This window comes from Candidatus Nitrosopumilus sp. bin_68KS (assembly GCF_054095825.1).
On sequence record NZ_JBSWSP010000009.1, the window covers coordinates 172755 to 198310 of the forward strand.

Sequence of the window (25556 nt, forward strand, 5' to 3'; positions counted from 1 at the left end):
GAAGTAATTGGAATCTCTTGGTTAATTTCAGACGATTGAAATGCCAGGAGTTAATTTCACATGTAGTTCTAACTGTTGGTGTAAACAGAAATCAGAAAATTCTGATGAAGGACTTTAGAATTTCTAAAGCCTCATTTTTCATTCATAAAATTCATAAGGTAATTTTTTAAGAAAAGTATAGATTTGTCATACAGAGTCGTTATAGTCATTCTAATTATTGCATTATTTGGAACAATTTTACAGACATGGGGCGGTAGCTGGGACATTACCAGCCATCAATTAGGCGAACCAGAATCATTTTTCACCCCACCTCACGGAGTACTCTATTCAGGAGTTGGAATAGGATTGATTTCATCAATAATGGCAGTATTTTCATTGCTAAAAAATAAAGAAATGAGAAACGAATCATTTGTACTAGGATTAAAGTTGGTGATTATTGGAGGATTATTTCAGATAACTGCAGGTCCTGGAGATTATTTCTGGCACGAAATGTTTGGAACAGATGGGTTACTTAGCCCCACACATTTGACATTAATTACTGGAATTTTAATTCAAACTGTTGGTACAGTAATAGGATTAGCAAGATTAATTCCGTTTAATTTCAAAGTTGTCAAACCTGCATTAATTTTTGCATATGGTGTTTTATGGTTCATCACAATTGGGTTTATCTTTCAATTCACATTGCCAATATCGACAGGCGATACACTAGATTTAGATCCTGATCCATATTTAGCAGTAATAATTGCAGCAATTACAATGCCATTTTTTAGCACATTAATTTTTTGGGCTTCTGCTAAATCAGTGAGAAAATTTGGAAGTGCTACTTTAGTTACCGCTGTATTCATTACACTGAACATCACATCAAATATCATTCCAGCAGAATTTCTTTGGGGGTATCTTCCATGGTTTGTATTGCCAATGTTGTTTGCCATACTGGCAGATGCAATAATTTGTAATAAAATTAAAATCAAAAAGTATGGTGAAAATATTGCAGGTGCACTTGTTGGTTCAGTGTTTCTTGTTTTTAGTATGCCGTTAATTGGAATGGCATATATTCAATTTTACATATTTAATGATGCCTCAGGGTATGATTTACTGCCAGAATTTTCTGAAACATTAGGTATGATTTTAGGAATAATGTCCATACCAGGTGCAATAATGGGATGGTTTGCGATTAAAGTTGCTAAAAAGAAAATTCCAATACCCGTAGAATCCGTGATTTAAAGACACCAATAAATTTGAGATTAGAATAAATTCCATATGCACTGTGACGATAAAAGAACATTATACGTTTTAAAAAAAGAGATAGAAAAATCATGGGACGAATTAAAAAAATCAGGGTTTAAAGATAAAAAATTATTAAATAATCTAAATGAGGCTTTTGTAGACTATTTTGAATATAAAAATCAGGAATAATACTCTCAGAATTACTTAAGTAATATTTTGCATTATAACTTACATGAATTTTGAAAATCTCTTACAGAGAATAATGGATTCAGACATCAACATCAGACATAGTATAATAACAGATACTGAAGGAAACATTCTTGCAACAAATCACAGAGAGGGGATTACTAATTTTCTTTCTCAAGAAGAGACAAAGTCATCATTGAAAAGAGCAGCAGATGCATGGAAAGGACGAAAAGCATTGAGTCCAAAAATTGGAAACGGGCTATATGCAGTTGCAGCATTTGAAAAGATTACGAGAATAACTTTTCCTTTGGAGGATGATAATTTGATTTTTGTCAGTATGGGTTCAGATTCTGTAAGAACTGATACTCATCAAGGAGGACAAAAACAGATTGTAGAACATATCCTAAACATTCTAAGCCGTGATCCTACAAAAGCATAGCCTAAAGGATTCAAAAAAATGTCCATGATAGAACACACTAAAGAATGCAAATACAGAAATGAACATGACATGCCACACACAAATTGTTATTGTCAATGTCACAAAATAACCATGGCAGAATCAGGAAAAATGGATTCAAGAACTTTTTGATTCTTTTTGAGGTTCAAATTTATCAATTATTTCAGTTACAGATGAAAGGATTTTTTCTTTGATTTGTGTTTTTGACATACCAGAGGTATGCATTAATTTCATTTGATCTAATAGAGCAAAATGAACTCTACCCTGTAAATAGTCTACAATTCCAAAATTTTGTTTTGGAAACTCTGTAACAAATAGATCATGCTCAGATGAACTATCAGGCTTTTTACTCATAGAATAATTCTGTAAAAACTAGTTATAAAATTTCCAAATATTCATTAGACTCTATAAAAAATGAAATTCCATGACAGAATTTGTACATAAGCCATACAATAGAATTTTTGTTCGCGATATGATTAAACTAAATCTTGATGATTTGATTGGAATGATGTCCTCACTAGAGGCTGCAAACGCATATTGGGTTGACGGGGTTTTATTTGCAAGTTTTGCCATGACAGAATCTGAGGAATTGGCAAAAAAAGAGATGCAAAATGAGATGTTTCTAGACAAGATAATTTTTGCAGTTTATGAAAAGTATACAAAAACTGTTAAATCTTCAACGAATTTAGAAATTGGGGTTTTAAACATGCAAAAAAGTAGATTGTATAAGGATTTGATTGCATGGCTCAAAACCCAATCAATTTGGAATGAATAAATCAGATATTTCACAAATTAAATAATAGCGCCGGTACAAATAGGAGATAAAACAGTAGAAACTATGTCCTTATTTTGTAAAACATGTAATGATAGAAGACTTCCAAAATGGATAAAGGATGAAAACGTAACTCAATGGCTTTGTGATACATGTGGGAATTTTGTAAATGACAAAAATGAATTTATTCGTGAATCACATTAATCAAATTTTAGAATTTTCAATCAAAAAAAATCATATTCCTTCTGCAGTACCATCCCTACGGATTTCTGCAACACCCTGAAATTCATCACTTGTTTGACATTTCATTACAGCATGAATTGCACCAAGGAAAAATGAATATCGTTCTCTTGGATCAATTTTGTAGCCAAGTTTTTCCAAATATGGAACAACTTCACCATCAGCAAATCCTTCTTCGATACTTATAGTACCATTAAGAGAACAATGAATTCTAGGTTTAAGCATAGCAGTATCAATGGAATTATTCCCATCAATAATTCTTGAAAGAAAATGACTAACTACTGAAAAAATTCTTGAGCTTCCAGGACTCCCCAAAATCATTAGAGGTTTATTATCATAATTCACAATTGTAGGACACACTGATGTCCATGGTGAAGTATTAGGTCTCAAATAGAATGGATGATTAGTATTTTTAAATTCATAACATGACATGTAATTATTATAGAGGAACCCCAAACCTTCTGCTGCAGCTTTTGAACCATAAGATAATTCTATGGACTGTGTGATTCCAATTGCGTTTCCCTCATCATCCATTACAGAAAGATGTGTTGTTTCATCAGGATCTTTAGCAGGATCTTCAAATGGAAGAGAAGGATCAACAATATTTCTAATGGACCCAGCAAGAGTTCTTGCAAATGCAGAACTAAGATGAGTAGTATCTCGAGTTTGATGATATGTGTTTGGATCATAAGGTCTCTGTGATCTGTGAGATAATGCTTTCCGAAAAGTTTCAGCTACAAAATGATAAGAATTGGGATTTTTACTACGGAGGAATTCTGATGAAACATTGTTCAACATCATCAATACTAAAAGAAGTGTTCTTCCTGCTGTTGGAGGAGGCATAGTAACAATTTGAATTCCTCTGTAAGATCGTACCAAAGGTTTTCTTTCTATGGGTTCTGGAATTAATGCAAGATCATCGGCATGTAAAAATCCTTCATTTATTCGCATATCTTCATTAATTTTTTTTGCAATCATTCCATGGTAGAATGTTTGGTATCCATGCTCACTAATGTGTTTTAGAAGTTCAGTTAAATCATCTTGTACAAATAAATCCCCCACATCATATGGTACTAAACCATCTTTTAGAAAATATTTAGCACCAGATTTTGATTTTACACGAAAGAATTTTTCTAGATTTGTTGTTTGAATATCATGTTGTAATTGTGTTATTCTATATCCTCGCTTTGCAATTCTTATCGAAGGCTCAATTATCGTAGCCCAATCTAGTTTTCCATAATGTTGATTCAGATATCCAATGACGGCAGGGGTGCTGGGAACAGTAGATGCTCTATATCCAATGAATCGAGTGGATTTTTTTTCAAAAAATGATGCATGCGCAAGTGAAGGAGCACGACTAGAACCATCAAGGGCTATTGTTTTCCCATTAATGTGAATCATTGCAAGTGACTGACCTCCCAAACCAGAGGATTGAGGCTCACACACGCCTAGTGCAATTGCAGTAGCACATGCAGCGTCAATTGCATTTCCACCTTTCTTGAGCATTTCAACTCCTGCTTTTGTTGCATCAGGAAATGCAGATGAAACCATACCGTGTTTAGATTTTGAACATTTTTGATCATCAGTTGGAGTAAAAGATGATTCAATTTTTTCCAGATTCAAACGTATTCCCTCAAGTTTTTATTAATTAAATCAGTATTATACATTCAGGCCAGCAACAATTTATTTTCATTAAAATTAAATAATTTTTTCAACTATGTTAGTTTTTTCTCTCTACATATTAACTGAATATATGTAGATTTGTTAAAGTAATCTATTTACAAACAAAAAAGCACATATAAAAAATCTAAGAATTATTTATCGTGTTTGAAATACTTTGCCTTTAGTGTTGTTCCATCTGGAAAAGTATGGCCTGCAGATAAAACAGTACCAGTTGGAATATCTGCACCATCTAAAACTTTAGTGTCTTTTTCTAGTACAACATCATCACCAATCTTTACTGCATTTCCTACTGTGGCACCACCTTCAATTACAACATGTTTACCAAAAACACAATCATTTCCAACAATGACTTTTCTTTCAACAACACAATGTTCACCCATTTTCACTTTATTTCCTATAATTGCATGTTTTTCAATTACTACTCTCGGAGCTAAATCACAATCATTTCCAATATGTGCATCTCCTTCAATAACGGTATTCTCTGCCATTTTAATGCCAGTACCAATAATTGCAGTTGGATCCACATCAGCCATGTAAAAATTTAACGAATTTTCTATTTAATTATAATGCTAGTTGACTACATAGAAGATTAAGTCAATTTCAAAAAATAGCATTAATAATTTTAAATTAAAAATTTTCAGATAAAAAACAGTTTATTTTTTTACAAGTGTTATTTTTGAAATAACTTTGATTGGCAATTACAATTACTTTGGAAAAGTAGTTTCTTCATTAACTATTGTACCCTCTGGAATTGTTGCACCATCTAATATCGTTGCTTTTTGTTTTATCACAACATTATCACCTATTTTTACGCCTGTACCTATGACTGTTTTTTTCTCAACAACTACTTTTTTACCAAAAACAGAATCATTACCAATATTAGATTTTTTTTCTATTACACAGCCTTCATCAATTGTAACTTTGCTACCTATGACAGATTTTTTTTCTATTAAAACATCTTTGCCGAAAACACAATCATTTCCAACCCTTACTTCTTTTTCAATTTCAACACTATCATCCATTTTTACTCCGTCACCAATTACTGCAGTTTCATGGATTATTGCCATACAATTAATTGATTCTTGTTTATTTAAACCCAATCTAAAAAAATAATTGAGAAGATTTTTGAAAACCAAAATTATCCAGTCAAACCTTCATTAAAAAAATCTTTTACAGAACGAATATCCGATTTAATATCTACTTTTGTCAGATACTTGCTTTTGATCAAACCGATAAAAGTTAGGTCCCGTTTAAACAACAAATCTGCTAACCAGCTAGTTGCAACTTGGTATTTTTTTTCCATAGTAGGCAATTTGGATAAATAATAAGTTCTCCAAATCAACCATGCTAAAGAACCAGTTATTGGGCGACCAAATAAAACTGCGATTGCAACTTTTCTACCTAGTGTAGTCATCATGCCTTTACTTCTAAAAGAATACTCTTTAAGATCAGATTTGCCAGAAACAACTGCAAATAAATTATTTGCAACAGTTGCACTTTGATGTATTGAGTTCTGGGCAGTTGTAGGATATGCTTGACCAGTAATAGGATTTGTAATAAGAGCACAATCACCTAATGCAAATACATGGTCATGATCAATAACTCTTAGGTATTTGTCCACTTTTAGCTTGCCTGATTTTTTATGAACACAATCTATTTCAGATACGATAGGTTCCACATCAATACCTGCAGCCCAAATCAGAGTCATACATGGAATAATTTTTCCGTCAGACAACTGAACAAAATCTTCACCAGCATCTACAGCTTTAGTATTTGTAAGTACATTCACCCCAGCCTTTTTCAAGTAGTCTCCAGCAAGTTTTCCAAGTTTGGGGCCAAGTTCAGGCAAAATATAATCTTTTGAGGCAATTAAATTCATAGAGATATTTTCCTCACCAATACTAGGATAGAAATTTTTTACAGAGTCTCTAATGAGTTGATTAATCTCCCCCATTGTCTCAACACCTGCAAATCCACCTCCTACAACAGTGAATGTCATCAATTCTTTTTTAAAATCCAAATCAGATGTCTGAGCTGCATTTTCTAACATGTTGATTAGATTGAAATTAATTGATAATGCATCCTCAACTGTTTTAATGGTAAAAGCATGTTTTTCAATATTTTCATTATCAAAAAAGTTTGTATTGCTACCAAGTGTGATAACCAAATAATCATATTCCAATGCATGTACTTTACCATCAAATTCACGAGTAACAGTAACTAATTTTTGTTTCATGTCAATATATGATACTGCAGCATGATAGAATTCTGCTTGTTTACATAATTTTCTGATAGGAACTGTAATATCATTTGGATGAATTAATCCAGAAGAAACCTGAGGTAACATTGGAGTATACAAAAAATAATTATCTTGACTAACTATGCTTATTTTGATATTGGGATTATTTTTAAATTTATTTTGAATTAATCTCAAAACATTAATTCCACCAAATCCTCCGCCAAGTATGAGAATTTTCTTAATTTTTGACATTAGTACAAATGAGAAATTACTTCTCAGAGCATTTGTATAAAACTGAAGCCAGTAAAGCTGCTCTATCTAAAATACTATCGTGAAGAATATATTCTTTAATTGATCGATAATGGTGTCCCAGAGGACCAAATCCATCAAGAGCTGGAAGTTCTGTTGGAACATTGCTAATATCAGAAGAGACGATTTGACAATGTTTTTTGATTTTCATATCATGTTTTTTAGCAAGTTCTTCAACCATCTCGTAGAATTTGCTATCAGATGGCTCTTCAAGTACTGGAGGCCTAGTTTGTATTTTGTTTATTGCGACATCTAGTTTTTTAGAACCTTCTTCTCTTTTTTTCATAATTGTTTGAATTTTTGCATCAAGTGTTTCTCCAAGTTTTGCAGTTTGGTAACTGCATGTCAAAGATAATGTTGCATAATTTGGAGTATGCCCATGAGAACCTTGGGCAACAACAGATGTAGTTCTTAATTTGTAATTATCTTCATTCTTTGAGAGTTTTTCTAGTGCATGTAGTTTTTTTGCCAATACTGGAATAATCCCATGAATGTCAGATTCAGATTCAGCCTGAGATGATGTTGCAGTAAATCTAATTTGATAATCCCTTCTCCCATAACAAGTTGTAATGATTCCGCCATCCTTACTGCCAGATTTTAATCCGATTACGTATTTTGATTTTTTTGAATATTCATTGACTAGTCTCTTACTATAACGTCCTCCTAAACTATCATCAGTGGTAAGTAAGACAGAGCATCTGATTTTTCTAAGTTTTTTTGCAAAACGTAGTGAATGTAATGCCCCTAGCATCACTACCAATCCACCTTTACTTTCAGCAATACCAGAACCAATTATTTTATCATCATCTTCATGATAGCTTATCAAATCATCTGGGCCGTAATGTGAGTCAAGATGGGAAACTATGAGAACATCGTTTTGTGATTCTGCATGGTTTGTAAAATAATGAAAATCACCCACATCCAATTCTCTATGAAATTGTTCTTCAAATCCAAGATGTTTCAATCTTTTAGAAAGCATTCCCCCTAATTGATTAACATGCTCAAGATTATACACATGAGTATTTAGATTGACAAAATCCCTCAATGTTTCTTTTAGACTTTGTAGGTGACCTCTCAAGTAAGTTCTTGAAACTACACGAAGTGGTTGGGTTAAATCAGCCTCAGATTCATGTTGTGGAATAGTAGAACCAAAATATCGAATTACCGCAACATCAAGAATTTTGTTAATTAAGGATTCGTATGTGTAACCTGCAGTTTTGGCAGCATAAAATAATGATCCACCTTGTCCAAGACTGGCCATAGAGTTTAATTCAAGAATGTAAAGATTTTCATCTTTATCCATTCGGAAATCTACTCTGCTGTAATCATTTAACCCTAAACATGAAAAGGCGTTTAAACACATTTGACGCATTTCTTCTGCTTTTTCTTTAGATAATTTTGCAGGACATGTTTTTTCAACTCCACCTTTTTTCTTTTTATCAGTAATAGTTTGTATTTGATCAGGATGATCTAAATTAATTTCAACAATGGGTAAAATATCAGCATTTGGATGATTTCCTAAAACTCCAACTGCAAACTCTCTGCCTGAAATAAATTGTTCGACTAGAATATCCTGTTGAAATTTTTCAATTTGTACTTTAACTGCTGCTCTAAGATCATCCCAATTATCAACCACTTCCATGCCCATAGAAGTGGACTCAAGTTTTGGTTTTACAATAACTGGAAAAATTAAATCATCATGTTTGTCCTCAGGGGTTCGGAAAACCCAAAATCCAGGAGTAGGTATATTATTTTTCTGTAATACAATTTTAGTCATAACTTTATCTTGAACAATTGCATGTCCTGCAGGTCCAGAACCAATGTAAGGGATTCCCAACATTTCCATCATTGCAGGAACGTGAGTGTATCTATTCTGACCTTGAATACCATATGCCATATTGAAAACCATACCAGGAGTGTCCCCTGCAACTACTTTTGGCATGAATTCGCGCAATTCATCTGCAAGATGGATATCACCTTCAACTACCTTCACAGTGTGTCCGCCTTTTTCTAATGCCTGCGCAACTTTTTCAACAGCCTTTTTACTATAATGTTCTTTAGTTGTCATTCCAAAGACATTGATCACATCGTTAGGATCAATTTCATTTTCGTTATAGATTAGTGCAACTTTCATAGAAACTAAATAATTTTTGAATTATACTACATAAAGGTAATTCTATTTGACTGTAGTTAAAATGAACTCAATTAGAATCTATTCTAAGACTTCAAAGGAATTTTTATAGCAATTAGGATTTGCTTTAAGTTGAGATTCTACAATTGTTTTCGAGAAATTGTGAACTTTCATCATATGTGTAGGGATGTCATCACATTTTTTCTTGCAAGTTCTACAGAGATATTTCATCATACATTTCTTGCTTTTTTGACACTATAGAAGCCTTTGTTTTCAGATCTTGACAAATATGGTCAATTAAGACTATTCAGATAGTACTTTTCAATTCTTTCATTTACTGGTTCAATATAATCATCACATGATTTTATGAATTCTTGACGTGTATTTTTTTCACTACTAACTAGAATAACCACCTGATTGATTTTTTGGCCAGTTACTTCTTGAAACATTTGAGCATAACAGGTGGTTTGTAAATAATACTCATACATGTATTCATCCATCTGGGGTTTTCTTTTTGTCTTATAATCAATAATAGAAATTTCGCCATTATATTTTGCAATTAAATCACTAGTACCTGCTACTTTTAATTTATCAGAATACATTCTTTGTTCAATAGATATAACATTTGAAATATTTTCTAAATATGGTTTTAAATTATTAAAATGAGCAATTGGAAGCAAGTCAAATTCTTCTAATGATAAAACATTACTCAGATAGTTTTCAATAATTTTATGTGATTGAGTTCCAATATCTTGAGCTTGAGCAGTGATATATTCATGTGCAGGCTCATTTTCTCGCCAAGCTTTCAAACTATTTTGTTTGTCATCTGAAGATGTTGCAGATAAAATAGTGCTAATAGACGGATAGATTTTATCAAATTTTGTTTTATACCAATGACCATCCTCACGATCTAGTAATTCGGGTTCTCTAATCTTTAGCATTTGTGAAAAATTAGACATAAGAAAAATTATGAGATGCTGTTATTGAACATTTGGAAATTATGAATTTTCAGGATTTTTAGGAATTAATTTTTGAAATTTCTCAAATTCTGTTTTAGTTTTTATGAATTGATCGGTGATTATTTTTCTTAATGAAAAAAGATTTTCTAGTTTATTATTAATAATAAAAATAGATTCATCAAAAATTACTGTATCAATAAACTCTTCACTTGGGTATGCAGTATATTCAAAAAAATCAGAGTCAGTTTTTATCTTTAATTTGAATCCCATTAGCAGACCCAAATCATCATGTTTGTTTAGAAACCCAATCAAGCTAGCCTGTAACGTATCATTTTTAGATATTACTTGAAAACGTAGTTGATTATCAGGAGCATCGTCAAAAATACAAGCAGCTGGCTTTCCTTTAACATGTAAAATAGTCGTTTTATGAGAAGGCATGTAATGCTCAGTGTCTTTAATTTTATCTAAAGGCATATTGAAATGAAAGACAATTTCATTAATAATTATTTAATTTTGTTTTACAGTTATTAGTAGATAATTTAAGAAAACATTGGATTGAATTTATGGAAGAAACATTAGCAAAAGAACTAAATAATTTGAAGAGAAAAATCAGCAAGCAAAGAAAAGAAAAAACAGAAGAAATTATCAAAGAGAAATTAGATAAGAAAAAATTAGATTATGACACAATTGAATTAATTATTGAAATTTTTGAAAAATCAAAATTTGAATGGCATAATGAACATTTTGAGGATTTTGATTCAAAATCAAGTAGTTTCAGAGGTAAAGAATTACCAAATAATAACAGAGAATGCGTAATGCTTGGACTCAGGCTCGGAACAATTAGAAGTAAAATAATTTACAATCTTAGAGGAAGACAATTCTCCAATGAAGAAAGACAATCCATGGATGATTTGGTGTGGAATTTTGTATGGTATCAATGGAAAGAAGCAAGAATGCTCTATTACTATTCAACTAATACTAAAAAATAAAGAAAATTTCATTTGGGTTTAGAATAATAAAAATACGGGGAAGTAAAAGCTAAGATATGAGTAATCTAGATGAATCTATTGGCAAAATACTCTTAGAACTTCAAAAGGAAGATCCAGATGCTTTTAAGAAATTAATGAAACGTGCACAAAAAGAAAACCCCGAATTATTTGAGGGAGACATAGATAATGAAAATAAAGAGATAGAAGAGTACAATCTCAAAGTAGACGATTATAATAAAAAAATAGATGAAAACTAGTAAATCTATTCACTTTCAACATACATAAGGAACTAATTTGTAATTAGAATAATGGGATTTCTCAAAAGTCTAAGTAAATTTTGTATTCTCAAAAAGGTTAGAGACAGAGCCGACGAACCTGAAGAAAAATAATACAAAAAAATTTAATCATTAATCAAAAATTTATCTAAAAAATACATATCAATATTTTAACAATCTTAGAGTTGCCATAACAAACTCATCAAACCATAAAAAACTGCGATTGAAACGGCAATAACTATCACACCAATGGAGGATTTTTTCATTTTTTAACATCTGATTGTGAAATGAATGGAGATAGCCAATTATGCATAATTTTCCGATTTAAATCTACAAAAACATTTGCATTGTCATTCCATGTTTTAACATTTTGTGTGACAGATTCTATGGATGAAATTGCAATCTTAATAGATGCTAGCCGATATTTTACAATCTCTTCACCAACATTGTCAATTATTTTTTGAGTAACTTTCGGGATAGGAAAATTAAATCCAGATTTTCCTAAAATCTCTTTTTGTAATGCAATATTTGCATTTAGAGTATTCTTCCAATTCTTGTAACACTCATTTTGTAAATCAAATAATGTTTGCTGAAAATGTGGTACGGAATGTTCTATTTCTGCAAAATACCTTTGGTTAACTTTCTCAAATACTGCAAAATCATCATTTTTTATCTTTTCAGTATTTTCGGCCATCATAGTAATTCTTGGTTTATGGAATTTAAATAATTGGTATAAAATCAATGGATGTAAAAATAGTCATTGATTTTTACCTCTATTTCTTACGGTTTCTTTGGCTCCACTAACAAATTCAATATATCATGATTTGAAATTATTCCAATTACTTTTTTAATATCTTCAGGATCAACTACAGGCACCATATCAAATGGATAAGAATTCATCTTTTGAATTACAGAATAAAGATATTCACTGGGTAAAACAGTAACGACCTTTTCATACATTACATCACCAACAGTTGTGATATCACGAGTTTTTTTGTGAGATTTTTCTATTTCGCGTTTTGAAATAACGCCAACTAACACATCATTTTCATCAAAAACTAAGAAAGGTCTTTTGTCTAATTCATTATTTTCAAGAAAGTCTTTAATCGTAACGTTCTTTGTTGTTTTAAGAAATGAAGTGTTAATTACGGTCATAGCAGTCATGTCTGAAACTACTCTTCTGAAATAACCTGGAACCAATCCCATTTCTATAGTTCCAACTTTGAAATGAATAATTTTCTTTAATTTACGCTGCAGTTCAACACTGGAAATGATCATAGTCATAAGAGTTCCAAGTACCAAGAGGGAGAATAAACTATTATTCAAAATATTGACTTGCAATAATGACAACATTAATGCCAAGTCAACTGCACCTTTTGACATTACACCGTACGCAACAGTTGTTGCAGGTCTCATCTGAGCAATACGTACTGCAATGTAAGATCCGAGGAATTTCACCCCAATCATTATCACAAGAAACCCAACTATCACCCATAATTCTAAATCAAGAAATGCAGTACTAAAGTGAAGTCCAATTCCTGCAAAGAAGATTGGGATAAAAATACCATACCCCACGGCATGCATATTTTTTGAAATTTCATTATAATCTTCTTTGCTCATTCTTGAAACTGCAATTCCTAAAAGCAATGCACCTATTGCACCATGAACTCCACTAATCTCTGCAAAGTATGCAACTAATAGGATTACACCAATTACTACACCAAAATAAATTTGAGTAACACGTAGGTGTTTTTTTATGTAACGGAAAAAACGTGGTAAAATAAAAACAGACACAAGACCTGCAACTACAAAAAATATTATCATTTTGACAAATAGCCAGATAAATTCTGAAAATTCTGGGGTTTCACTAGTATTGATTTGAATCATAATACTTGTTACAATAATGGCAATGAATTCTACTATTGCAGCTACAGTAAAAATTTCAAGACCGATCGTAGATTTTAATTTTCCAAGATCACTTAGAACCTTAGCAGTAACTCCCAAGCTAGAAGCAGCTATTACACTTGCAATCGCAAATGATTTTATAAAATCCATATTCAAAGCCAAACCAAAAACACCAGCAACTATGAAAGGAATTAAAAATGCAGCTGCAGAGCCTGCAAAGATTCTACCTCTCATAACACGGAATAGTCCTGCCAAATCAATTTCTTCAAGACCAATTAAGAAAAACAGGAAAAATACACCAATTGAGATGAAAAGCTCAATTTCTTCAATAGGCTGAACAAGTGCAAAAAGCGCAGGGCCAACTATTATTCCTGCAAGGACATTACCCAAAATAGTAGGCTGATTAAGTCTATGCATGATTTCACCAAATAGTTTGGCAGCTAGTAGTAAAATTCCAATATACAAAATAGGTTCAAAGGACAATTCTCAAACAGATCTCCGAATTAGTTTCAATACTAATGACAAACGCCCATACAAGTAGTTATGGAAGTGAGTATTTCTATAAAATTTTGGACGTATAATGATCAGAATTTTTAAAAATTCAAAAGTTTTTTCTCATGAGATTCCTTCAAGATTAGAATCAGATCTTCAATTGTGCAGGATCTAAATGATTCAGGAAAATCGTCAAGATTTAGTTTTTCAATTTTCTTGGCTTTTCTTTTTACAACAAATTTTATCGGTCCTGGAACTTGTTCATGATACATAGTATTGATAAAATCAATTATTTCACATGTAGATTTCTCATTCATGGTCTATGCTCCCACCCTGACCATATAGAACATGCATGGTATAGGTATCAGTGACATCGGGGTGATTTCGTAATCTTTTGACAATCTGTTCAACCCCATTAGGGTCAGATGTCGAAATCTTGATAAAAATATCATATTTTCCCCATACACCATTAATTTCAATTATTTCATGTATTTCCTGTAATTCAGAAATTATTCTATTTTCACAACCAGTATTGCAATTTATCAAAATGTATGCTTGCACACACTTATTCTTGTTCAAAGTAAATAAAGATAATGAAAATAATATTTAAAAATCGCAAATGTTTTTTAAATCAAAAATACTGTTTTTCAGAATAGTTTTATTTTAATTTTATCGCCAACAGCAATAATTCGTTCAGATGTAACAATGACGGATTTAAATTTAGATTTTATTACAAGAGATTCAAGTTTATTCGTTTCAGAATTTAGATTTATTTGAATTACTCTGCCTATGTTTTTTCCATCTATATCTGCAACTTTATCTCCAGGTTTTATTGGGATGGTGTTTAAACTAAGCCCAGATTCATTAAATTCCTCAAAATAATCTTGTGATAAAAAATATTCCTTTGCTAATCTTTTTTTAACCAAGATTCCAGACACTGAAAATTTTCGGCTATCAATAATAATAGATTTTATTTTACCACAATTCTGACCATTACTATCAATAACTGTTTTGCCAATAAAATCTTCAAGATAACAATTTTTTGTTAATTGTGGATTTGACTCAGTAATTTTTAAACTCATAAAAACAACTAAAAATTTTTGCTAATCAAAACGAAAATCAAAGATTATTGACATAAAACATACCGTAATGTTCATTTTCTAATTTTAAAATAAATTAAAACACCCTCAATAGCAACTCCACCAATCACTATACCTAACCCAATTAACCATTCTTGAGAAAACCAATTATAATTAGTTAAAATTAAAATTCCTATCAAAATCGATATAATAATCACTAATGATGAAATAATCAGATTTTTAGCCATTATTAGATTCTCTCTAAGAGTTTTTTCTTTTTCCTGTTAAATTCTTCTTTTGTAATAATTCCAAGCTCATTGAGTTTAGCCAATCTTTCTAGGATATCAAGACTAGGAGTACCATATTGTGTACCAAGTTTTATTCTACCAACAATTGTCTCAAAAAAGTTAAAAAATGAATTAGTAATGTTCTTGTAAAATTTTGGGCTATTTTTTTTAAATTCTAGTCCTTGTTCAGAAGTTTTTTCTTTAATTTTTTGGGAACTGCTTTTCAAAGATTCCCAATAGTGTTTTGATTTAATGAGATTAACGCCGGTAGAACTTGCCTCAGAAATTTTGTCAAATGACTCTTTTCCAAAGTTTTTTGTATGCTCCAATGTTTCAGCATAGTTTTTTGTCAGAGTATCAACAAGTTTTTCTTGTTTTTTCTGTATTATTTTATCATCACTTTGAGATTTTTTGTTTTCAGTTTCCATATATTCTCAGTTTCTACATCATTAGTACAAATCGATTATTTTAACATCTTGATTCTTAGGAGATACTAATTGCCAATAACATCACAGAATTATTCAGGCTCAAAAGTTTCATCTTCTTTCATCAAACTTTCCATAATATGTCCATGAGACAGTTTTTGGAATACAAATACAGAATCTGCTATTAAAATTATTGCTATTGTAAGTCCTATTCCGGATATAATAAAGGGCAAAAATGGTAGAAGTTCTATGTCAGCAATATAAGGCTGGATGACAGCAATAATTATCAAAATAAAACCGATAAAGAAAATATTTCTCAGTAATCTATGAAGGGGTTTCTCCTCAAGACGTTGAGTGTCAGCTGGAATTAGTTTTGTAGATAAAATATCCGAAATGTTTGTAACCAAATTTTCAATTTTACCAAGCATTGCAATTACAGGATATACAATTAACAATATGCTAATAATTGTCAAAAGTATTTCAGGTTCAATTGGAAGTGGAATACCAATTGTCGAAATAATTGTCACTATATCATCATTAAAGAAATCAATGATTGCAAGAATTGCTATAACTACCATTAGATTGACAAAAAATTTCAAGCCATGTTTTTTAAGAAGTTTATTGAATTGATTGTTATCATCAGGAGTATTCATCAAATTGTTAAAGAATTTACCAACAATGTAAATTGAATTTAGAACATTCATTGGTACATGACTTGTTTTATCTGCAAGCGTAGGCAATATTTTCAGTAATAATGGCATACAAAACATCGTAGCCAGAGTAACTAACATGGTAACAGGATACAGGGTATCTCTGACAGAACCGCTATCTACAGCCTGTTTTGCCATGATAAAGGAAAACTCACCTCTAGGAACCATTACAGAACCAATGGTAGAAGAGCTTACAATACCATGACCTCCAATTGATGCGCCAAAGAAATTCCCAATGAATTTTCCAACAACTGCCAGAATGATAATTGGTATTGATATCAACGCCACTTCAGGAATGGCCATAATGTTTACCAGCATTCCAATAGATACAAAAAATATTACACCAAAAAAGTCTCTTAGTGGAAGAATTTTTTTGGTAATGCTTTCAGAATGCTTTGATGATGCAATAATCATTCCCATGATAAACGCTCCAATAGCAGAACTTTGCCCAAGGAAATGTGCCAAAACTGCCAATCCAAATCCCAAAGCAAGTGCTGTAATAAACGGCCCTTCAGGAATATCTAATCCATGTATTTTCTCTAGTAATTTTGGAATTAATTTAATTCCAAGAGCTAGTGCAATGACAAAAAATGTCAAGCTTTGTAAAATTAAAATTCCAACACCAGTTAAATCAAGTGTGGCTCCATCAGACGCATTACCTAAAATAACTAAAAGTAAAACTGCTGCAAGATCCTCTACAATTAAAATTGTAATAATAGTATCAAATTCTTTTGTTTTAACTAGCTTAAGATCTCGCATTATTCGTAAAGAAATAGCAGTACTACTGATGGACAATATACCTGCAAGATAAAGTGCCTCCAAGTGGGTCCAGCCAAATGAAAAAGCCCCAATGTAGGCCAGAAAAAACATTATAGATAATTCTGTCATTCCAACTGTGATTGCTTTCATTCCAGCTTTTCGTAATTTTTGAAGGCTGAATTCCAATCCAACAACAAAAAGTAAAATGATTATTCCTAATTCAGCTAAAAGATTGATTAGTTCAACATCATCTACAATTCCAAGTCCATAAGGCCCTGCAATCATCCCAATTAAGATAAATCCAATAATAGTTGGGAACTTTATTTTTTTCATGATTCCTGCCCCAATCATTCCTCCACCTAGAAGCAATGCTAATAGTGCAAGAAATTCTGTAACTTCTACTTCCAAGAATCTACTCCATCGAATTTTTTAAAAAAAAGATTCAATGTATTTTCAAATTTCTTATTTAGGTTTTCAAGATGTGCCGGGTCTACGGATAATTTTTCTTTGTCAAACCAAGGTTCTTCTAGGTACAAAGATCTATTCATTTCAACTTGAATCCAAGGTATAGGTTTGTTTCCATACGTCCTTGTAATATGTCCACCATGAAATGGATCATTTAATGAAATTTCATTTATCTCAATTCCATAAGATTCAGATATGCTTGAGGCCAACAACTCCATCATTTCCTGAGAGGAAGTCTGCCCATCATTATTAGATATGCAAAATTTTGGTCGTTTGTTGTCCTTTGCATCAGGGGATATTCCTGGTGCAATTGCAGCCATAGAATGACAATCAAGGCACAACTGTAATTCTAATTCATCTAGACTTTTTTGTATAGAATTATGATAAGGAAAATAATACAACTCTAGCAACATTGTTCTAAGAGAATCATCAGGTTCTTTTCTCTCATGATAAATTGGTTTTTTGTAGCATGTTGAGCTTTTAATGACACCGTCTGGATTATTTGGAGGTAAATCATCAGGTGCACGATTAAGATCAACGAACGCTCTTGCAATTTTTGATTTAATTACACGTTCAACTTTATCGCCCAAATCATACATTTCTATTACAAAAGGATCAGAATCATCAAAAAGATCTTTATTTGTAATGCAGAGATGTCCGTCCAGTTCTACAGGTTTTCTTAATCCTCCATGAGGAATTGATAATAAAACAGGTAATTTTTCTAATTTAATCCCTCGGCTGTTCCATCACGTCTAACTTCTGCAACTCCCTGAAATCCTTCTTGTGTTTGTAGTTTCATTGTAGCATGAATTGCTCCATGATAAAATGAATATCTCTCTTTAATAGAAATTTCGTATCCCATGCCTTTGAGAAAATCAATAATTTCAGTTCTAAATCCCCCATCCTCTATACTGACATTGCCTCCAATAGAGCAATGAAAACGTGGTCGTTCAATTGCCTGGTCCATTGGCAGATCACCGTCAATAATTCTTGAAAGAAACTGAGTAATAGTTGAAAAAATTCTTTGGCTTCCAGGACTACCTACCACCATCCAAAGTTTCGAATTATTAAAAATCAATGCAGGAGATACCGAAGTCCAAGGAATGGCATTTGGTCGAATATAGTAAGGATGATTTGGAGTCGAAAACTCAAATGCAGACATGTAGTTGTTGTAGAGAAATCCCATACCTTCTGCTGCTGCTTTTGAGCCATATGCTAATTCAACAGATTGAGTTATTCCAACTGCATTACCATCATTATCCATAGTTGAAAGATGAGTAGTATCTTCACCACCAAAATCAGGATCAATCATAGGCAATGTTGCATCCATGGAATTATGTATAGAGTCGGCCATCTGTTTTGCAAAAGTTCTTTGCAAATGTAATTTATCCTGAATTTGATCATAAGTATGTCGATTAAACGGACGTTGTACTCTATGCAAGAATGCTTTTCGAAATGTCTCTGCAACAAAATGATACGAGCTGGGTTTTGAGCTACGAAGAAACTTGGAGGGTAAATGATTAAGCATCATAAGAGTAAGAAGTAAAGTTCTCCCAGCTGCGGGTGGAGGTAAAGTTGATACGGTTAGATGTCGGTATTTCCTACTAATGGGTTTTCTGATCAAGGGTTCTGGGATGTATGCTAAATCTTCTTCACGAATTAAGCCATGATTTTTTTTCATATCTGCATCAATTTTTTTAGCAATGTTACCTTGATAGAATACGCGATAGCCGTATTCAGAAATAGCAGTAAGTGTATGTGCCAAATCATCTTGTACAAATCTATCCCCTACATCATATGGTACTAATCCATCTTTTAGAAAATATTTTGCGCCGGATTTTGATTTAATTGAAAGGAAATTATCTAATTCTCTTTCCTGCAAAGAATGTTGTAATTGTGTAATTTTATATCCTTTTTTGGCAATGTGAATTGAAGGTGCAATAATCTTTTGCCATTCCAATGCACCATATCGTTCATGTAAAAATCCAACTAATGCAAGAGTACTAGGCACAGTAGTTGCCTTGTATCCAAGTTTACGATTTCTTATTTTTGTGTACACTGATGAATGTGCCATTGACGGTGAACGACTAGAGCCATCTATTGCGTATGATTTTCCATTGACATGAATAATTGCCATTGATTGTCCTCCAATTCCCGAAGCCTGTGGCTCACAGACACCTAGTGCAATTGCAGTAGCACATGCAGCGTCAATTGCATTTCCACCTTTCTTGAGCATTTCAACTCCTGCTTTTGTTGCATCAGGAAATGCAGATGAGACCATCCCTTTTTTTGCAATAGAAGATTTTTTGTTTAGAGTTGGTCTAAAAGAATTTTCGATTTGTTCAAGTTTCAAAGTAACATCTCTTCCTTAGATAAAATATTAATGAAATTATTCAATTGTTTAAGATCTCAAATATTGTCATACCTATAAATCTAATTTTCAGCAATCAGGTAAATTCAAACCAGTTCAAAGATAGATCTTGAGAAATAGTAATTTGAAAAATAGGTATTTTAGCCTAAAAATATTTCACTGCTCTACTATAAGAGATAGTAAATCTCAAAAAAATCATAATGGCACAAACTAAAGCACAGAGAAGTGCAGCTGCCGTAAAAGCTGCAAGAACTAGAAAAAGAAATGCAAAACTAAAAGCAGAAGGCGCAGCTAAAACAGCTTCTAAAAGAAAGCGAACAGTAGCAGCAAAGAAAAAATCTACTGGCACACCAAAAAAACGTAGTGCACCTAAAAGAAAAACTGCAGCTAAAAAAGCAGATCCTAAGAGAAAAGTAGCAGCAAAACGCAAAGCAGCTCCAAAAAGAAAAACCACTACAAAATCCAAAGGAAGAAAGCGATAACTAAACATCAATCCATTTCCAGATTAATAAAATCTAGAAAAGGACTTTAACATGGAATCTTTTTTCCATTTTTCCTTTTTTTAATAATCATAATAAAGAAAATATTGAAAGCCGATTACCCTATTTTATTGAGTATTGACGGCTTTTTTCTGTGACCATGTCTGTTCGTTAATCGTATGGCATTTACAGTCAGCAGATTTACCTTTGCAATTTTTTTGATGTAGTGGTTTATCACATTTATTGCAATCAGGATCTCTCCAGCTTGCTTGATTTCCACAGTTTGCGCATCTCATTTTATTTACAAAGTAAGTTTGAGCGATACTTTCTATTAAACAAATCACCATTTGACTAAAAACAATACGAAATCAAATAAAAATATTTTCAAGAAAATTGATTGTGAGGTTTTATTCCAAAAGTAATTGGATTTTGTAAGGATTATTTCTTGTAAACTTCATACATAGAGCCATATAGCTGGAATTTGGCATCCCTTATTTGGTCTCGTAGTTTAATTATTTTTGCAGATAATTCTGAAACTTTCTGTTCATAGTCTACAGGTTTATCAGATTGGACAACTAGTTTGTTTAATTCCATTTGGTAAGAACTCTGTTCACCCACAAGGGCTTCAATCTGTTTTTCAAGTTCTACAATCTTTGCAGAAAGATCAGATCTATTTGCAATCTCAAGTGTTATTGTTTTTGTATCTACAGCATTAATTTTAACTGCAGACATTTGACATGAGTTTGGAATTATTTTTTCTGCTATTCTAATTACTTTTTCTTCATTATCTGACTTTATTCTAACTTCTGGTGCACGTAAAACATCATTTCCAGAACATGCTTCAAAAACTACGTTGTATAATTTTACACCAGTGGTTGTGTCAGGTGAATCAGTATTTCCAAGTGTTTGTCGAGTTATAGTTAAAGCATCGACTGAAACTCCTACAAGAGGAACTCTAGTAAATGTTAATTTTTGTTTAGTAAAATCAGAGGATTTGAGTTGTACTGGAGAATGAAGTGCAAATAGGTATTTGTTTAATTCACCTTTTGCACGATTCAAATCTGCCCTCAATTGAACTATTTCACTCGTAGAATCATTAATCATAATTTTTGAATCATCATCCAACGTTGTTGAATCTTGTTTCACAAGACCAGAAAAATTCTTTTTCAATACGGATAATTTTTGTTGAAGATCAGCAACATTTGCTTCAAGTTCAGATAGTTTATCTGAAATTACTCCTTTATTGGTAAGAGAACCAGATATTGAACTTGGGTTAGTTGCTTTGATTATTGCAGAACTACTAAAGCAAGTATTTGCCATAATTTTTTTGGCAAGTTTTACTGTTTTTACTTCACTGTCGGATGTAATCAGTACTTCTGGTGCACGTATTGTTTTGTCTGCAGCACAAGCATCAAAAACATAGATGTATTCTACTACGCGAGGATCATTTGAGAGTCTACCTTCTGAGCCAAATTTCTTTACTGTATCAAGGCCAGTAATTGTTCCAATAGGAGAACTTTGTTTGAGTGATTTTTTGGCTTCTAGTTTATCTTTTGGAATCTCGTTTGCAATCCCCATACTAATTAATTTCTCAGCAGATGAAGGTGAGAAGCAATCAATACTATCAGAATTGGTTCTATGTACTTTGACCAAATTAGTTTTACAAATTATATCTGCACTGTCAATTCCTAAAGCAGTTTGTTTTTTTGGAGGAATAACATCTGCAAAAGATTGAGATGGGATTTGAGACATCATTAATACAGATAAAGACACCAGAGTAAGAATAAAGAATACGGACTTCACATCTATTCTTAAAATATTCAATATATTAAACAGGATCTAATTCATAGGCTCAGTTTTTTGTTAATCAGTTTGTTATTCTAAAACTTGTTCTAATATTGAAATTTGGATATTAGCCACATTGTTTGCATAAAGTTGTGTCACATATGTTCTACATACATTTTCAGGAATGTCTTTGTTAGTTCCTACTTGGATTGACTCTATTGCAGATTTTACTAAGACTTTGGCTTTGTCTATTTTTTTGTCACCTGCACACACATTAAATTTGACATCATACTTTCCTTCACCTATCTTTGTTGTAGATAGAATTTTCACGCTTGGTTCAAAAGATAGTTTAGGCTTTGACTCTTTTATTTTCTGTTCAAATTCAATAAATTTTGCATTTAATTGCTCGATTCTATCTCCACCCTGATAATTCCAGATAGGATCTTGGTAGAGTTTTACACAGATGTTGATATAGTTTACATGCTGATATTTTGCAACAAATTGAGCTTTTCCAATATTTTTGTAAGATTGATATAATGTTGAGCATTGAGTGATTCGAGGTTTGGTTACACTGACTTCATTTGAGGTAATGGTAGGATCAAGAACAGAGTTTTTTTCTTTCTCATCTAAGAATAAGATTTTATTATTAATTAAATATCTAAGAGATTCCAAATATTCTGTTTCAGAAATTTTATCCTGACCATACCATAGAGCAGTATTTTTAATCCATCCAGGAACAAGAGATTCAGCATAAGTAAAAGTCACCCCCAGCGTCAAGAGTAATAATAAAGGAATGACAAGTAAGATTTTATTCATAGTTGTTGTTAAAATTTAAAGTTAAATAAACATAATCCAAGAATTATTGTCCTGTTGCTACAGAGTAGCTTACAGTGAATGGTGTGTCATTCATAGTATGAACAGCAATTGCATTTGCAGTAACTTGCCAAGTTCCCATTGAAGTATCCCTATCAATAAAGCTTAATGCGTAAACAGTCTTTCCATCAGGAGACCATGTAGCTTGTCCATGGGCTTTTACTCCAGGTTGGAATGGACCATGTAATGCTACAAGCTGAACATTTTCAGATGCAGAGAATCCCACAGTTCCAAAATATGCAGGAATTCGTGGAGGTAAAATAATTGCTAGTTGATGATTTTCATGTCCCAATCCAGGATCTTGTGTAGAGGTAATTGTTTCACTTTTTACAGTATCAGAAAGAGTTCGTTCTCTATATGCTACAGTATAAGATATGGAAAATGGATCTTCATTCGTTGTGTGTACGGCTATTGCATTTCCTGCAAAGTGCCAAGTTCCTGCCATGTTATTTACAGGAATAAAAGTCAAAGCATATTTTGTTTCTCCATCAGGAGACCAAATTGCTTGTCCTTTATCTTCTCCAGGTTTTAGTGGCCCATGAAGAACAACTAATTGAATATCTTCAGATGCAGAATATGTCAACATTCCACGATATACTTTCTCAGAGGGTGGAAGAATAATTGCTAGTTGATGATTTTCATGTCCCAATCCAGGATCTTGTGTAGAAGTAATTGTTCCAGTCTTTATTGTTCTTGGAGGTAAGGATAATTCTTCATATCTTGACTTTTCAGATGTTGCTTTATCTGCAAGTTTTTGATTTTCAGAATCTTTTTTTTCTGTCTTGACTTGCTCTTTCTTTACTTCTGTTTTTTCTTCTTTCTTTACTTCTTCCTTCTTAACTTGTTCTTTCTTTACAGGTTCTTTCTTCTTTACTTCTGTTTTAACTTCAGAGCATAACTTATCACCACATACAATTCCCTTTGTAGCAGAGCCATATTGTGAAGTTGGGACTCCTTGTCCCTTTAATGCTTCAGCAGATTGAATTATATTCAATGGTCCTGCCATTGCGCCAAGTAATAATACAGAGATAGTGAAAAATGCTGTTAAAAATAATTTATTATCCATCACATAATTTCTCATCTCCATATTACTTAAAGGATGTCATGGATGAATTATTTGATCATACTTTATAATTTCCAGTAAAATAGCACGATTGTATTGATCATCGTTGACATAAAATGTTCATGATTGAAGACATATCTCAATACTCAATGATTTATTGTAGACCTTAATTAAAAAAGAAAAAAATTATTGTGTAAGCACCATAGAGTAGCTTACAGTGAATGGGGTTTCATTCATAGTATGAAGTGCCAAAGCATTTCCTGAGAACATCGTGGAACCAGATGCCTTTGATGGAACTAATACTAGTCCATAGTATGTTTCACCATCAGGAGTCCAATAAGGCATAGTTGATAAATCACCTTTGCTCATTGGTCCAATCAAGGTTACAATTTGAACAGCTTCAGATGCATCCCATGTTAAATGACCGGAATATGTTTTACCAGTTGGTCCTAACAATATTGCAAGCTGATGTGTTTCATGTCCAACTCCAGGATCTTGTTTTGAAGTTACAGTTCCTTTAATCACCTTATCACTTGTTGGTTGCTCGGTGTATGTTACAGAGTAAGTAACAGTGAATGGTTCTGTGTTTTTAGTATGAAGTGCAATTGCATTACCTGAAAACTGCCAAACGCCTGAAGATGTTTCTCTATCAATGAATGTTAAAGCAAATTTAGTTTTTCCATCCATAGTCCATGTTGGTTGTCCCTTTGCCATTCCATCTTTTAATGGGCCATGTAATGCTACAAGCTGAACATTTTCAGATGCAGAGTATGTCACATGTCCACGATAAGTGTTTTCACTTGGTGGAAGAATTATTGCAAGTTGATGTCCTTCATGTCCTTGACCTGGATCTTGAACGGATGTAATAACACCAGTAACGGTCTTTGGAACTTTTAGAGTTGAAACTTCTTTAGCTTTTTCCATTGTTTCAGCTTTTGCGTCTTTCTTTGGTACTTCTTTAGCTTTTTCAGCAGATTCTGTTTTCTTCTCAGCCTTTACTTCTTCTTTCTTTTTTGCCTCAGTTTTTACTTCTGGAGCAGGTTCAGAACAAAGTCTATCGCCACAGACCTTTTTAGAATTAATTGCACTAGCAGAAGTCCCTTTACTTTGTAGTGCATCTGCAGATTCAATCAATCCCATTGGGCTGGCAATTGTACCTGTAAGTAAAACAGCAACTGTGAAAATTGCTAAAAGTATTGTTTTAGTCATTAAATACACCATAATCTTTTAGCATATTATAACATAATGATTATGACTTTATCCACTATAGAGTCAAGTAGTCATAATTTTATCAATCAAAGGTAAAAATCAAGATTATGAATTTTAATTTCCCAAAAAAAAGTTTTAACAGATTGGAGCGTAAGTTAGAATGCTCAAATTGAAATTATCATTTTAC

The 25556-nt window shown here is 32.3% G+C and carries 31 protein-coding genes; 8 read left to right on the plus strand and 23 right to left on the minus strand.

Going from position 1 to position 25556, the window contains the following annotated elements:
* Nucleotides 1-183: 183 nt before the first annotated feature.
* The 3 genes from ACW9W3_RS04290 to ACW9W3_RS04300 are packed head-to-tail and all read left to right on the plus strand — an operon-like array spanning nt 184 to nt 1852.
* Complete coding sequence (locus tag ACW9W3_RS04290) at nt 184-1224, plus strand: hypothetical protein (protein ID WP_457764925.1); 1041 nt, start codon at nt 184-186, stop codon at nt 1222-1224.
* Nucleotides 1225-1260: 36 nt separating this feature from the next.
* Nucleotides 1261-1416, plus strand: coding sequence for a hypothetical protein (locus ACW9W3_RS04295; protein ID WP_457764926.1), 156 nt, complete (start codon nt 1261-1263; stop codon nt 1414-1416).
* A 43-nt stretch (nt 1417-1459) separates the two neighbouring features.
* Entirely contained in the window at nt 1460-1852 is a 393-nt protein-coding gene (locus ACW9W3_RS04300) for a hypothetical protein (RefSeq protein ID WP_457764927.1), read from the plus strand.
* Between the two features lie 135 nt (nt 1853-1987).
* Here the strand turns inward: ACW9W3_RS04300 and ACW9W3_RS04305 are convergent, their stop codons facing one another.
* Entirely contained in the window at nt 1988-2224 is a 237-nt protein-coding gene (locus ACW9W3_RS04305; RefSeq protein ID WP_457764928.1) for a hypothetical protein, read from the minus strand.
* Nucleotides 2225-2294: 70 nt separating this feature from the next.
* Between ACW9W3_RS04305 and ACW9W3_RS04310 the strand changes: the two genes are divergently transcribed.
* The gene (locus ACW9W3_RS04310) at nt 2295-2645 is read left to right on the plus strand and encodes a hypothetical protein (protein WP_457764929.1); all 351 of its coding nucleotides are present in this window, start codon (nt 2295-2297) and stop codon (nt 2643-2645) included.
* Between the two features lie 63 nt (nt 2646-2708).
* Entirely contained in the window at nt 2709-2846 is a 138-nt protein-coding gene (locus ACW9W3_RS04315) for a hypothetical protein (protein ID WP_457764930.1), read from the plus strand.
* A gap of 30 nt (nt 2847-2876) precedes the next feature.
* Here the strand turns inward: ACW9W3_RS04315 and ACW9W3_RS04320 are convergent, their stop codons facing one another.
* From ACW9W3_RS04320 to ACW9W3_RS04350, 7 genes are all read right to left on the minus strand, one after another.
* Complete coding sequence (locus tag ACW9W3_RS04320) at nt 2877-4505, minus strand: gamma-glutamyltransferase family protein (protein WP_457764931.1); 1629 nt, start codon at nt 4503-4505, stop codon at nt 2877-2879.
* A 191-nt stretch (nt 4506-4696) separates the two neighbouring features.
* Nucleotides 4697-5098: a hypothetical protein gene (locus ACW9W3_RS04325; RefSeq protein ID WP_457764932.1), complete on the minus strand. Its 402-nt coding sequence runs from the start codon at nt 5096-5098 to the stop codon at nt 4697-4699.
* Nucleotides 5099-5269: 171 nt separating this feature from the next.
* A complete protein-coding gene (locus tag ACW9W3_RS04330; RefSeq protein ID WP_457764933.1) occupies nt 5270-5632 on the minus strand; it encodes a hypothetical protein in 363 nt (120 codons plus the stop codon).
* A gap of 71 nt (nt 5633-5703) precedes the next feature.
* Nucleotides 5704-7056: an NAD(P)/FAD-dependent oxidoreductase gene (locus ACW9W3_RS04335; protein WP_457764934.1), complete on the minus strand. Its 1353-nt coding sequence runs from the start codon at nt 7054-7056 to the stop codon at nt 5704-5706.
* A gap of 16 nt (nt 7057-7072) precedes the next feature.
* Nucleotides 7073-9247: a M20/M25/M40 family metallo-hydrolase gene (locus ACW9W3_RS04340; protein WP_457764935.1), complete on the minus strand. Its 2175-nt coding sequence runs from the start codon at nt 9245-9247 to the stop codon at nt 7073-7075.
* A 290-nt stretch (nt 9248-9537) separates the two neighbouring features.
* Entirely contained in the window at nt 9538-10203 is a 666-nt protein-coding gene (locus ACW9W3_RS04345; RefSeq protein WP_457764936.1) for a PD-(D/E)XK nuclease family protein, read from the minus strand.
* Between the two features lie 39 nt (nt 10204-10242).
* On the minus strand, nt 10243-10677 hold the full coding sequence (locus ACW9W3_RS04350) for a hypothetical protein (RefSeq protein ID WP_457764937.1): 435 nt from the start codon (nt 10675-10677) through the stop codon (nt 10243-10245).
* Between the two features lie 89 nt (nt 10678-10766).
* Here ACW9W3_RS04350 and ACW9W3_RS04355 point away from each other — a divergent pair, with 89 nt between their 5' ends.
* Both ACW9W3_RS04355 and ACW9W3_RS04360 read left to right on the plus strand, forming a co-directional pair.
* On the plus strand, nt 10767-11192 hold the full coding sequence (locus tag ACW9W3_RS04355) for a hypothetical protein (RefSeq protein WP_457764938.1): 426 nt from the start codon (nt 10767-10769) through the stop codon (nt 11190-11192).
* A gap of 56 nt (nt 11193-11248) precedes the next feature.
* Complete coding sequence (locus ACW9W3_RS04360; protein WP_457764939.1) at nt 11249-11449, plus strand: hypothetical protein; 201 nt, start codon at nt 11249-11251, stop codon at nt 11447-11449.
* 280 nt (nt 11450-11729) lie between these two features.
* Here ACW9W3_RS04360 and ACW9W3_RS04365 read toward each other — a convergent pair whose 3' ends face one another.
* The 10 genes from ACW9W3_RS04365 to ggt form a co-directional block, all read right to left on the minus strand.
* Complete coding sequence (locus tag ACW9W3_RS04365) at nt 11730-12161, minus strand: hypothetical protein (RefSeq protein ID WP_457764940.1); 432 nt, start codon at nt 12159-12161, stop codon at nt 11730-11732.
* A gap of 86 nt (nt 12162-12247) precedes the next feature.
* Nucleotides 12248-13855: a cation:proton antiporter domain-containing protein gene (locus tag ACW9W3_RS04370; RefSeq protein ID WP_457764941.1), complete on the minus strand. Its 1608-nt coding sequence runs from the start codon at nt 13853-13855 to the stop codon at nt 12248-12250.
* A gap of 110 nt (nt 13856-13965) precedes the next feature.
* Nucleotides 13966-14181, minus strand: coding sequence for a hypothetical protein (locus ACW9W3_RS04375; RefSeq protein ID WP_457764942.1), 216 nt, complete (start codon nt 14179-14181; stop codon nt 13966-13968).
* Nucleotides 14174-14425, minus strand: a complete 252-nt coding sequence (locus ACW9W3_RS04380) for an Lrp/AsnC ligand binding domain-containing protein (protein ID WP_457764943.1) — start codon at nt 14423-14425, stop codon at nt 14174-14176. Before ACW9W3_RS04380 ends, ACW9W3_RS04375 begins: the two co-directional genes overlap by 8 nt.
* Before the next feature lie 86 nt (nt 14426-14511).
* Nucleotides 14512-14946, minus strand: a complete 435-nt coding sequence (locus ACW9W3_RS04385; RefSeq protein WP_457764944.1) for a PRC-barrel domain-containing protein — start codon at nt 14944-14946, stop codon at nt 14512-14514.
* Nucleotides 14947-15017: 71 nt separating this feature from the next.
* Nucleotides 15018-15191 carry a hypothetical protein gene (locus ACW9W3_RS04390; protein ID WP_457764945.1) on the minus strand — a complete coding sequence of 58 codons (174 nt, stop codon included), beginning with the start codon at nt 15189-15191 and terminating at the stop codon, nt 15018-15020.
* Between the two features lie 2 nt (nt 15192-15193).
* On the minus strand, nt 15194-15658 hold the full coding sequence (locus ACW9W3_RS04395) for an SHOCT domain-containing protein (RefSeq protein ID WP_457764946.1): 465 nt from the start codon (nt 15656-15658) through the stop codon (nt 15194-15196).
* Between the two features lie 89 nt (nt 15659-15747).
* Entirely contained in the window at nt 15748-17532 is a 1785-nt protein-coding gene (locus ACW9W3_RS04400; RefSeq protein WP_457764947.1) for a cation:proton antiporter domain-containing protein, read from the minus strand.
* A complete protein-coding gene (locus ACW9W3_RS04405) occupies nt 17523-18320 on the minus strand; it encodes an N-formylglutamate amidohydrolase (RefSeq protein ID WP_457765017.1) in 798 nt (265 codons plus the stop codon). The genes ACW9W3_RS04400 and ACW9W3_RS04405 overlap by 10 nt, the downstream gene beginning before the upstream one ends.
* Nucleotides 18311-19942 (minus strand): gamma-glutamyltransferase, encoded by a 1632-nt coding sequence (ggt, locus tag ACW9W3_RS04410; RefSeq protein ID WP_457764948.1) that lies wholly within the window; start codon nt 19940-19942, stop codon nt 18311-18313. The genes ACW9W3_RS04405 and ggt overlap by 10 nt, the downstream gene beginning before the upstream one ends.
* Before the next feature lie 218 nt (nt 19943-20160).
* On the opposite strand from ggt, the gene ACW9W3_RS04415 reads away from it, so the two are divergent.
* Nucleotides 20161-20442: a histone gene (locus ACW9W3_RS04415; protein ID WP_457764949.1), complete on the plus strand. Its 282-nt coding sequence runs from the start codon at nt 20161-20163 to the stop codon at nt 20440-20442.
* 125 nt (nt 20443-20567) lie between these two features.
* On the opposite strand, the gene ACW9W3_RS04420 is transcribed toward ACW9W3_RS04415, so the two are convergent.
* The 5 genes from ACW9W3_RS04420 to ACW9W3_RS04440 form a co-directional block, all read right to left on the minus strand.
* Complete coding sequence (locus ACW9W3_RS04420) at nt 20568-20786, minus strand: hypothetical protein (protein ID WP_457764950.1); 219 nt, start codon at nt 20784-20786, stop codon at nt 20568-20570.
* A gap of 91 nt (nt 20787-20877) precedes the next feature.
* Nucleotides 20878-22242 carry a hypothetical protein gene (locus tag ACW9W3_RS04425; protein WP_457764951.1) on the minus strand — a complete coding sequence of 455 codons (1365 nt, stop codon included), beginning with the start codon at nt 22240-22242 and terminating at the stop codon, nt 20878-20880.
* A 72-nt stretch (nt 22243-22314) separates the two neighbouring features.
* Nucleotides 22315-23040, minus strand: coding sequence for a plastocyanin (locus ACW9W3_RS04430; RefSeq protein WP_457764952.1), 726 nt, complete (start codon nt 23038-23040; stop codon nt 22315-22317).
* Between the two features lie 43 nt (nt 23041-23083).
* The gene (locus ACW9W3_RS04435; RefSeq protein ID WP_457764953.1) at nt 23084-24163 is read right to left on the minus strand and encodes a hypothetical protein; all 1080 of its coding nucleotides are present in this window, start codon (nt 24161-24163) and stop codon (nt 23084-23086) included.
* A gap of 183 nt (nt 24164-24346) precedes the next feature.
* Nucleotides 24347-25369, minus strand: a complete 1023-nt coding sequence (locus ACW9W3_RS04440; RefSeq protein WP_457764954.1) for a hypothetical protein — start codon at nt 25367-25369, stop codon at nt 24347-24349.
* Nucleotides 25370-25556: the final 187 nt, after the last annotated feature.

Excerpts from the sequence above, each read along its gene's own strand:
- ACW9W3_RS04295 (WP_457764926.1), top strand. The coding sequence starts at position 1,261 with ATGCACTGTGACGATAAAAGAACATTATACGTTTTAAAAAAAGAGATA.
- ACW9W3_RS04300 (WP_457764927.1), top strand. The coding sequence starts at position 1,460 with ATGAATTTTGAAAATCTCTTACAGAGAATAATGGATTCAGACATCAAC.
- ACW9W3_RS04305 (WP_457764928.1), bottom strand. The coding sequence starts at position 2,224 with ATGAGTAAAAAGCCTGATAGTTCATCTGAGCATGATCTATTTGTTACA.
- ACW9W3_RS04310 (WP_457764929.1), top strand. The coding sequence starts at position 2,295 with ATGACAGAATTTGTACATAAGCCATACAATAGAATTTTTGTTCGCGAT.
- ACW9W3_RS04315 (WP_457764930.1), top strand. The coding sequence starts at position 2,709 with ATGTCCTTATTTTGTAAAACATGTAATGATAGAAGACTTCCAAAATGG.
- ACW9W3_RS04325 (WP_457764932.1), bottom strand. The coding sequence starts at position 5,098 with ATGGCTGATGTGGATCCAACTGCAATTATTGGTACTGGCATTAAAATG.
- ACW9W3_RS04330 (WP_457764933.1), bottom strand. The coding sequence starts at position 5,632 with ATGGCAATAATCCATGAAACTGCAGTAATTGGTGACGGAGTAAAAATG.
- ACW9W3_RS04335 (WP_457764934.1), bottom strand. The coding sequence starts at position 7,056 with ATGTCAAAAATTAAGAAAATTCTCATACTTGGCGGAGGATTTGGTGGA.
- ACW9W3_RS04340 (WP_457764935.1), bottom strand. The coding sequence starts at position 9,247 with ATGAAAGTTGCACTAATCTATAACGAAAATGAAATTGATCCTAACGAT.
- ACW9W3_RS04345 (WP_457764936.1), bottom strand. The coding sequence starts at position 10,203 with ATGTCTAATTTTTCACAAATGCTAAAGATTAGAGAACCCGAATTACTA.
- ACW9W3_RS04350 (WP_457764937.1), bottom strand. The coding sequence starts at position 10,677 with ATGCCTTTAGATAAAATTAAAGACACTGAGCATTACATGCCTTCTCAT.
- ACW9W3_RS04355 (WP_457764938.1), top strand. The coding sequence starts at position 10,767 with ATGGAAGAAACATTAGCAAAAGAACTAAATAATTTGAAGAGAAAAATC.
- ACW9W3_RS04360 (WP_457764939.1), top strand. The coding sequence starts at position 11,249 with ATGAGTAATCTAGATGAATCTATTGGCAAAATACTCTTAGAACTTCAA.
- ACW9W3_RS04365 (WP_457764940.1), bottom strand. The coding sequence starts at position 12,161 with ATGGCCGAAAATACTGAAAAGATAAAAAATGATGATTTTGCAGTATTT.
- ACW9W3_RS04375 (WP_457764942.1), bottom strand. The coding sequence starts at position 14,181 with ATGAATGAGAAATCTACATGTGAAATAATTGATTTTATCAATACTATG.
- ACW9W3_RS04385 (WP_457764944.1), bottom strand. The coding sequence starts at position 14,946 with ATGAGTTTAAAAATTACTGAGTCAAATCCACAATTAACAAAAAATTGT.
- ACW9W3_RS04390 (WP_457764945.1), bottom strand. The coding sequence starts at position 15,191 with ATGGCTAAAAATCTGATTATTTCATCATTAGTGATTATTATATCGATT.
- ACW9W3_RS04395 (WP_457764946.1), bottom strand. The coding sequence starts at position 15,658 with ATGGAAACTGAAAACAAAAAATCTCAAAGTGATGATAAAATAATACAG.
- ACW9W3_RS04415 (WP_457764949.1), top strand. The coding sequence starts at position 20,161 with ATGGCACAAACTAAAGCACAGAGAAGTGCAGCTGCCGTAAAAGCTGCA.
- ACW9W3_RS04420 (WP_457764950.1), bottom strand. The coding sequence starts at position 20,786 with ATGGTGATTTGTTTAATAGAAAGTATCGCTCAAACTTACTTTGTAAAT.
- ACW9W3_RS04430 (WP_457764952.1), bottom strand. The coding sequence starts at position 23,040 with ATGAATAAAATCTTACTTGTCATTCCTTTATTATTACTCTTGACGCTG.
- ACW9W3_RS04435 (WP_457764953.1), bottom strand. The coding sequence starts at position 24,163 with ATGGATAATAAATTATTTTTAACAGCATTTTTCACTATCTCTGTATTA.
- ACW9W3_RS04440 (WP_457764954.1), bottom strand. The coding sequence starts at position 25,369 with ATGACTAAAACAATACTTTTAGCAATTTTCACAGTTGCTGTTTTACTT.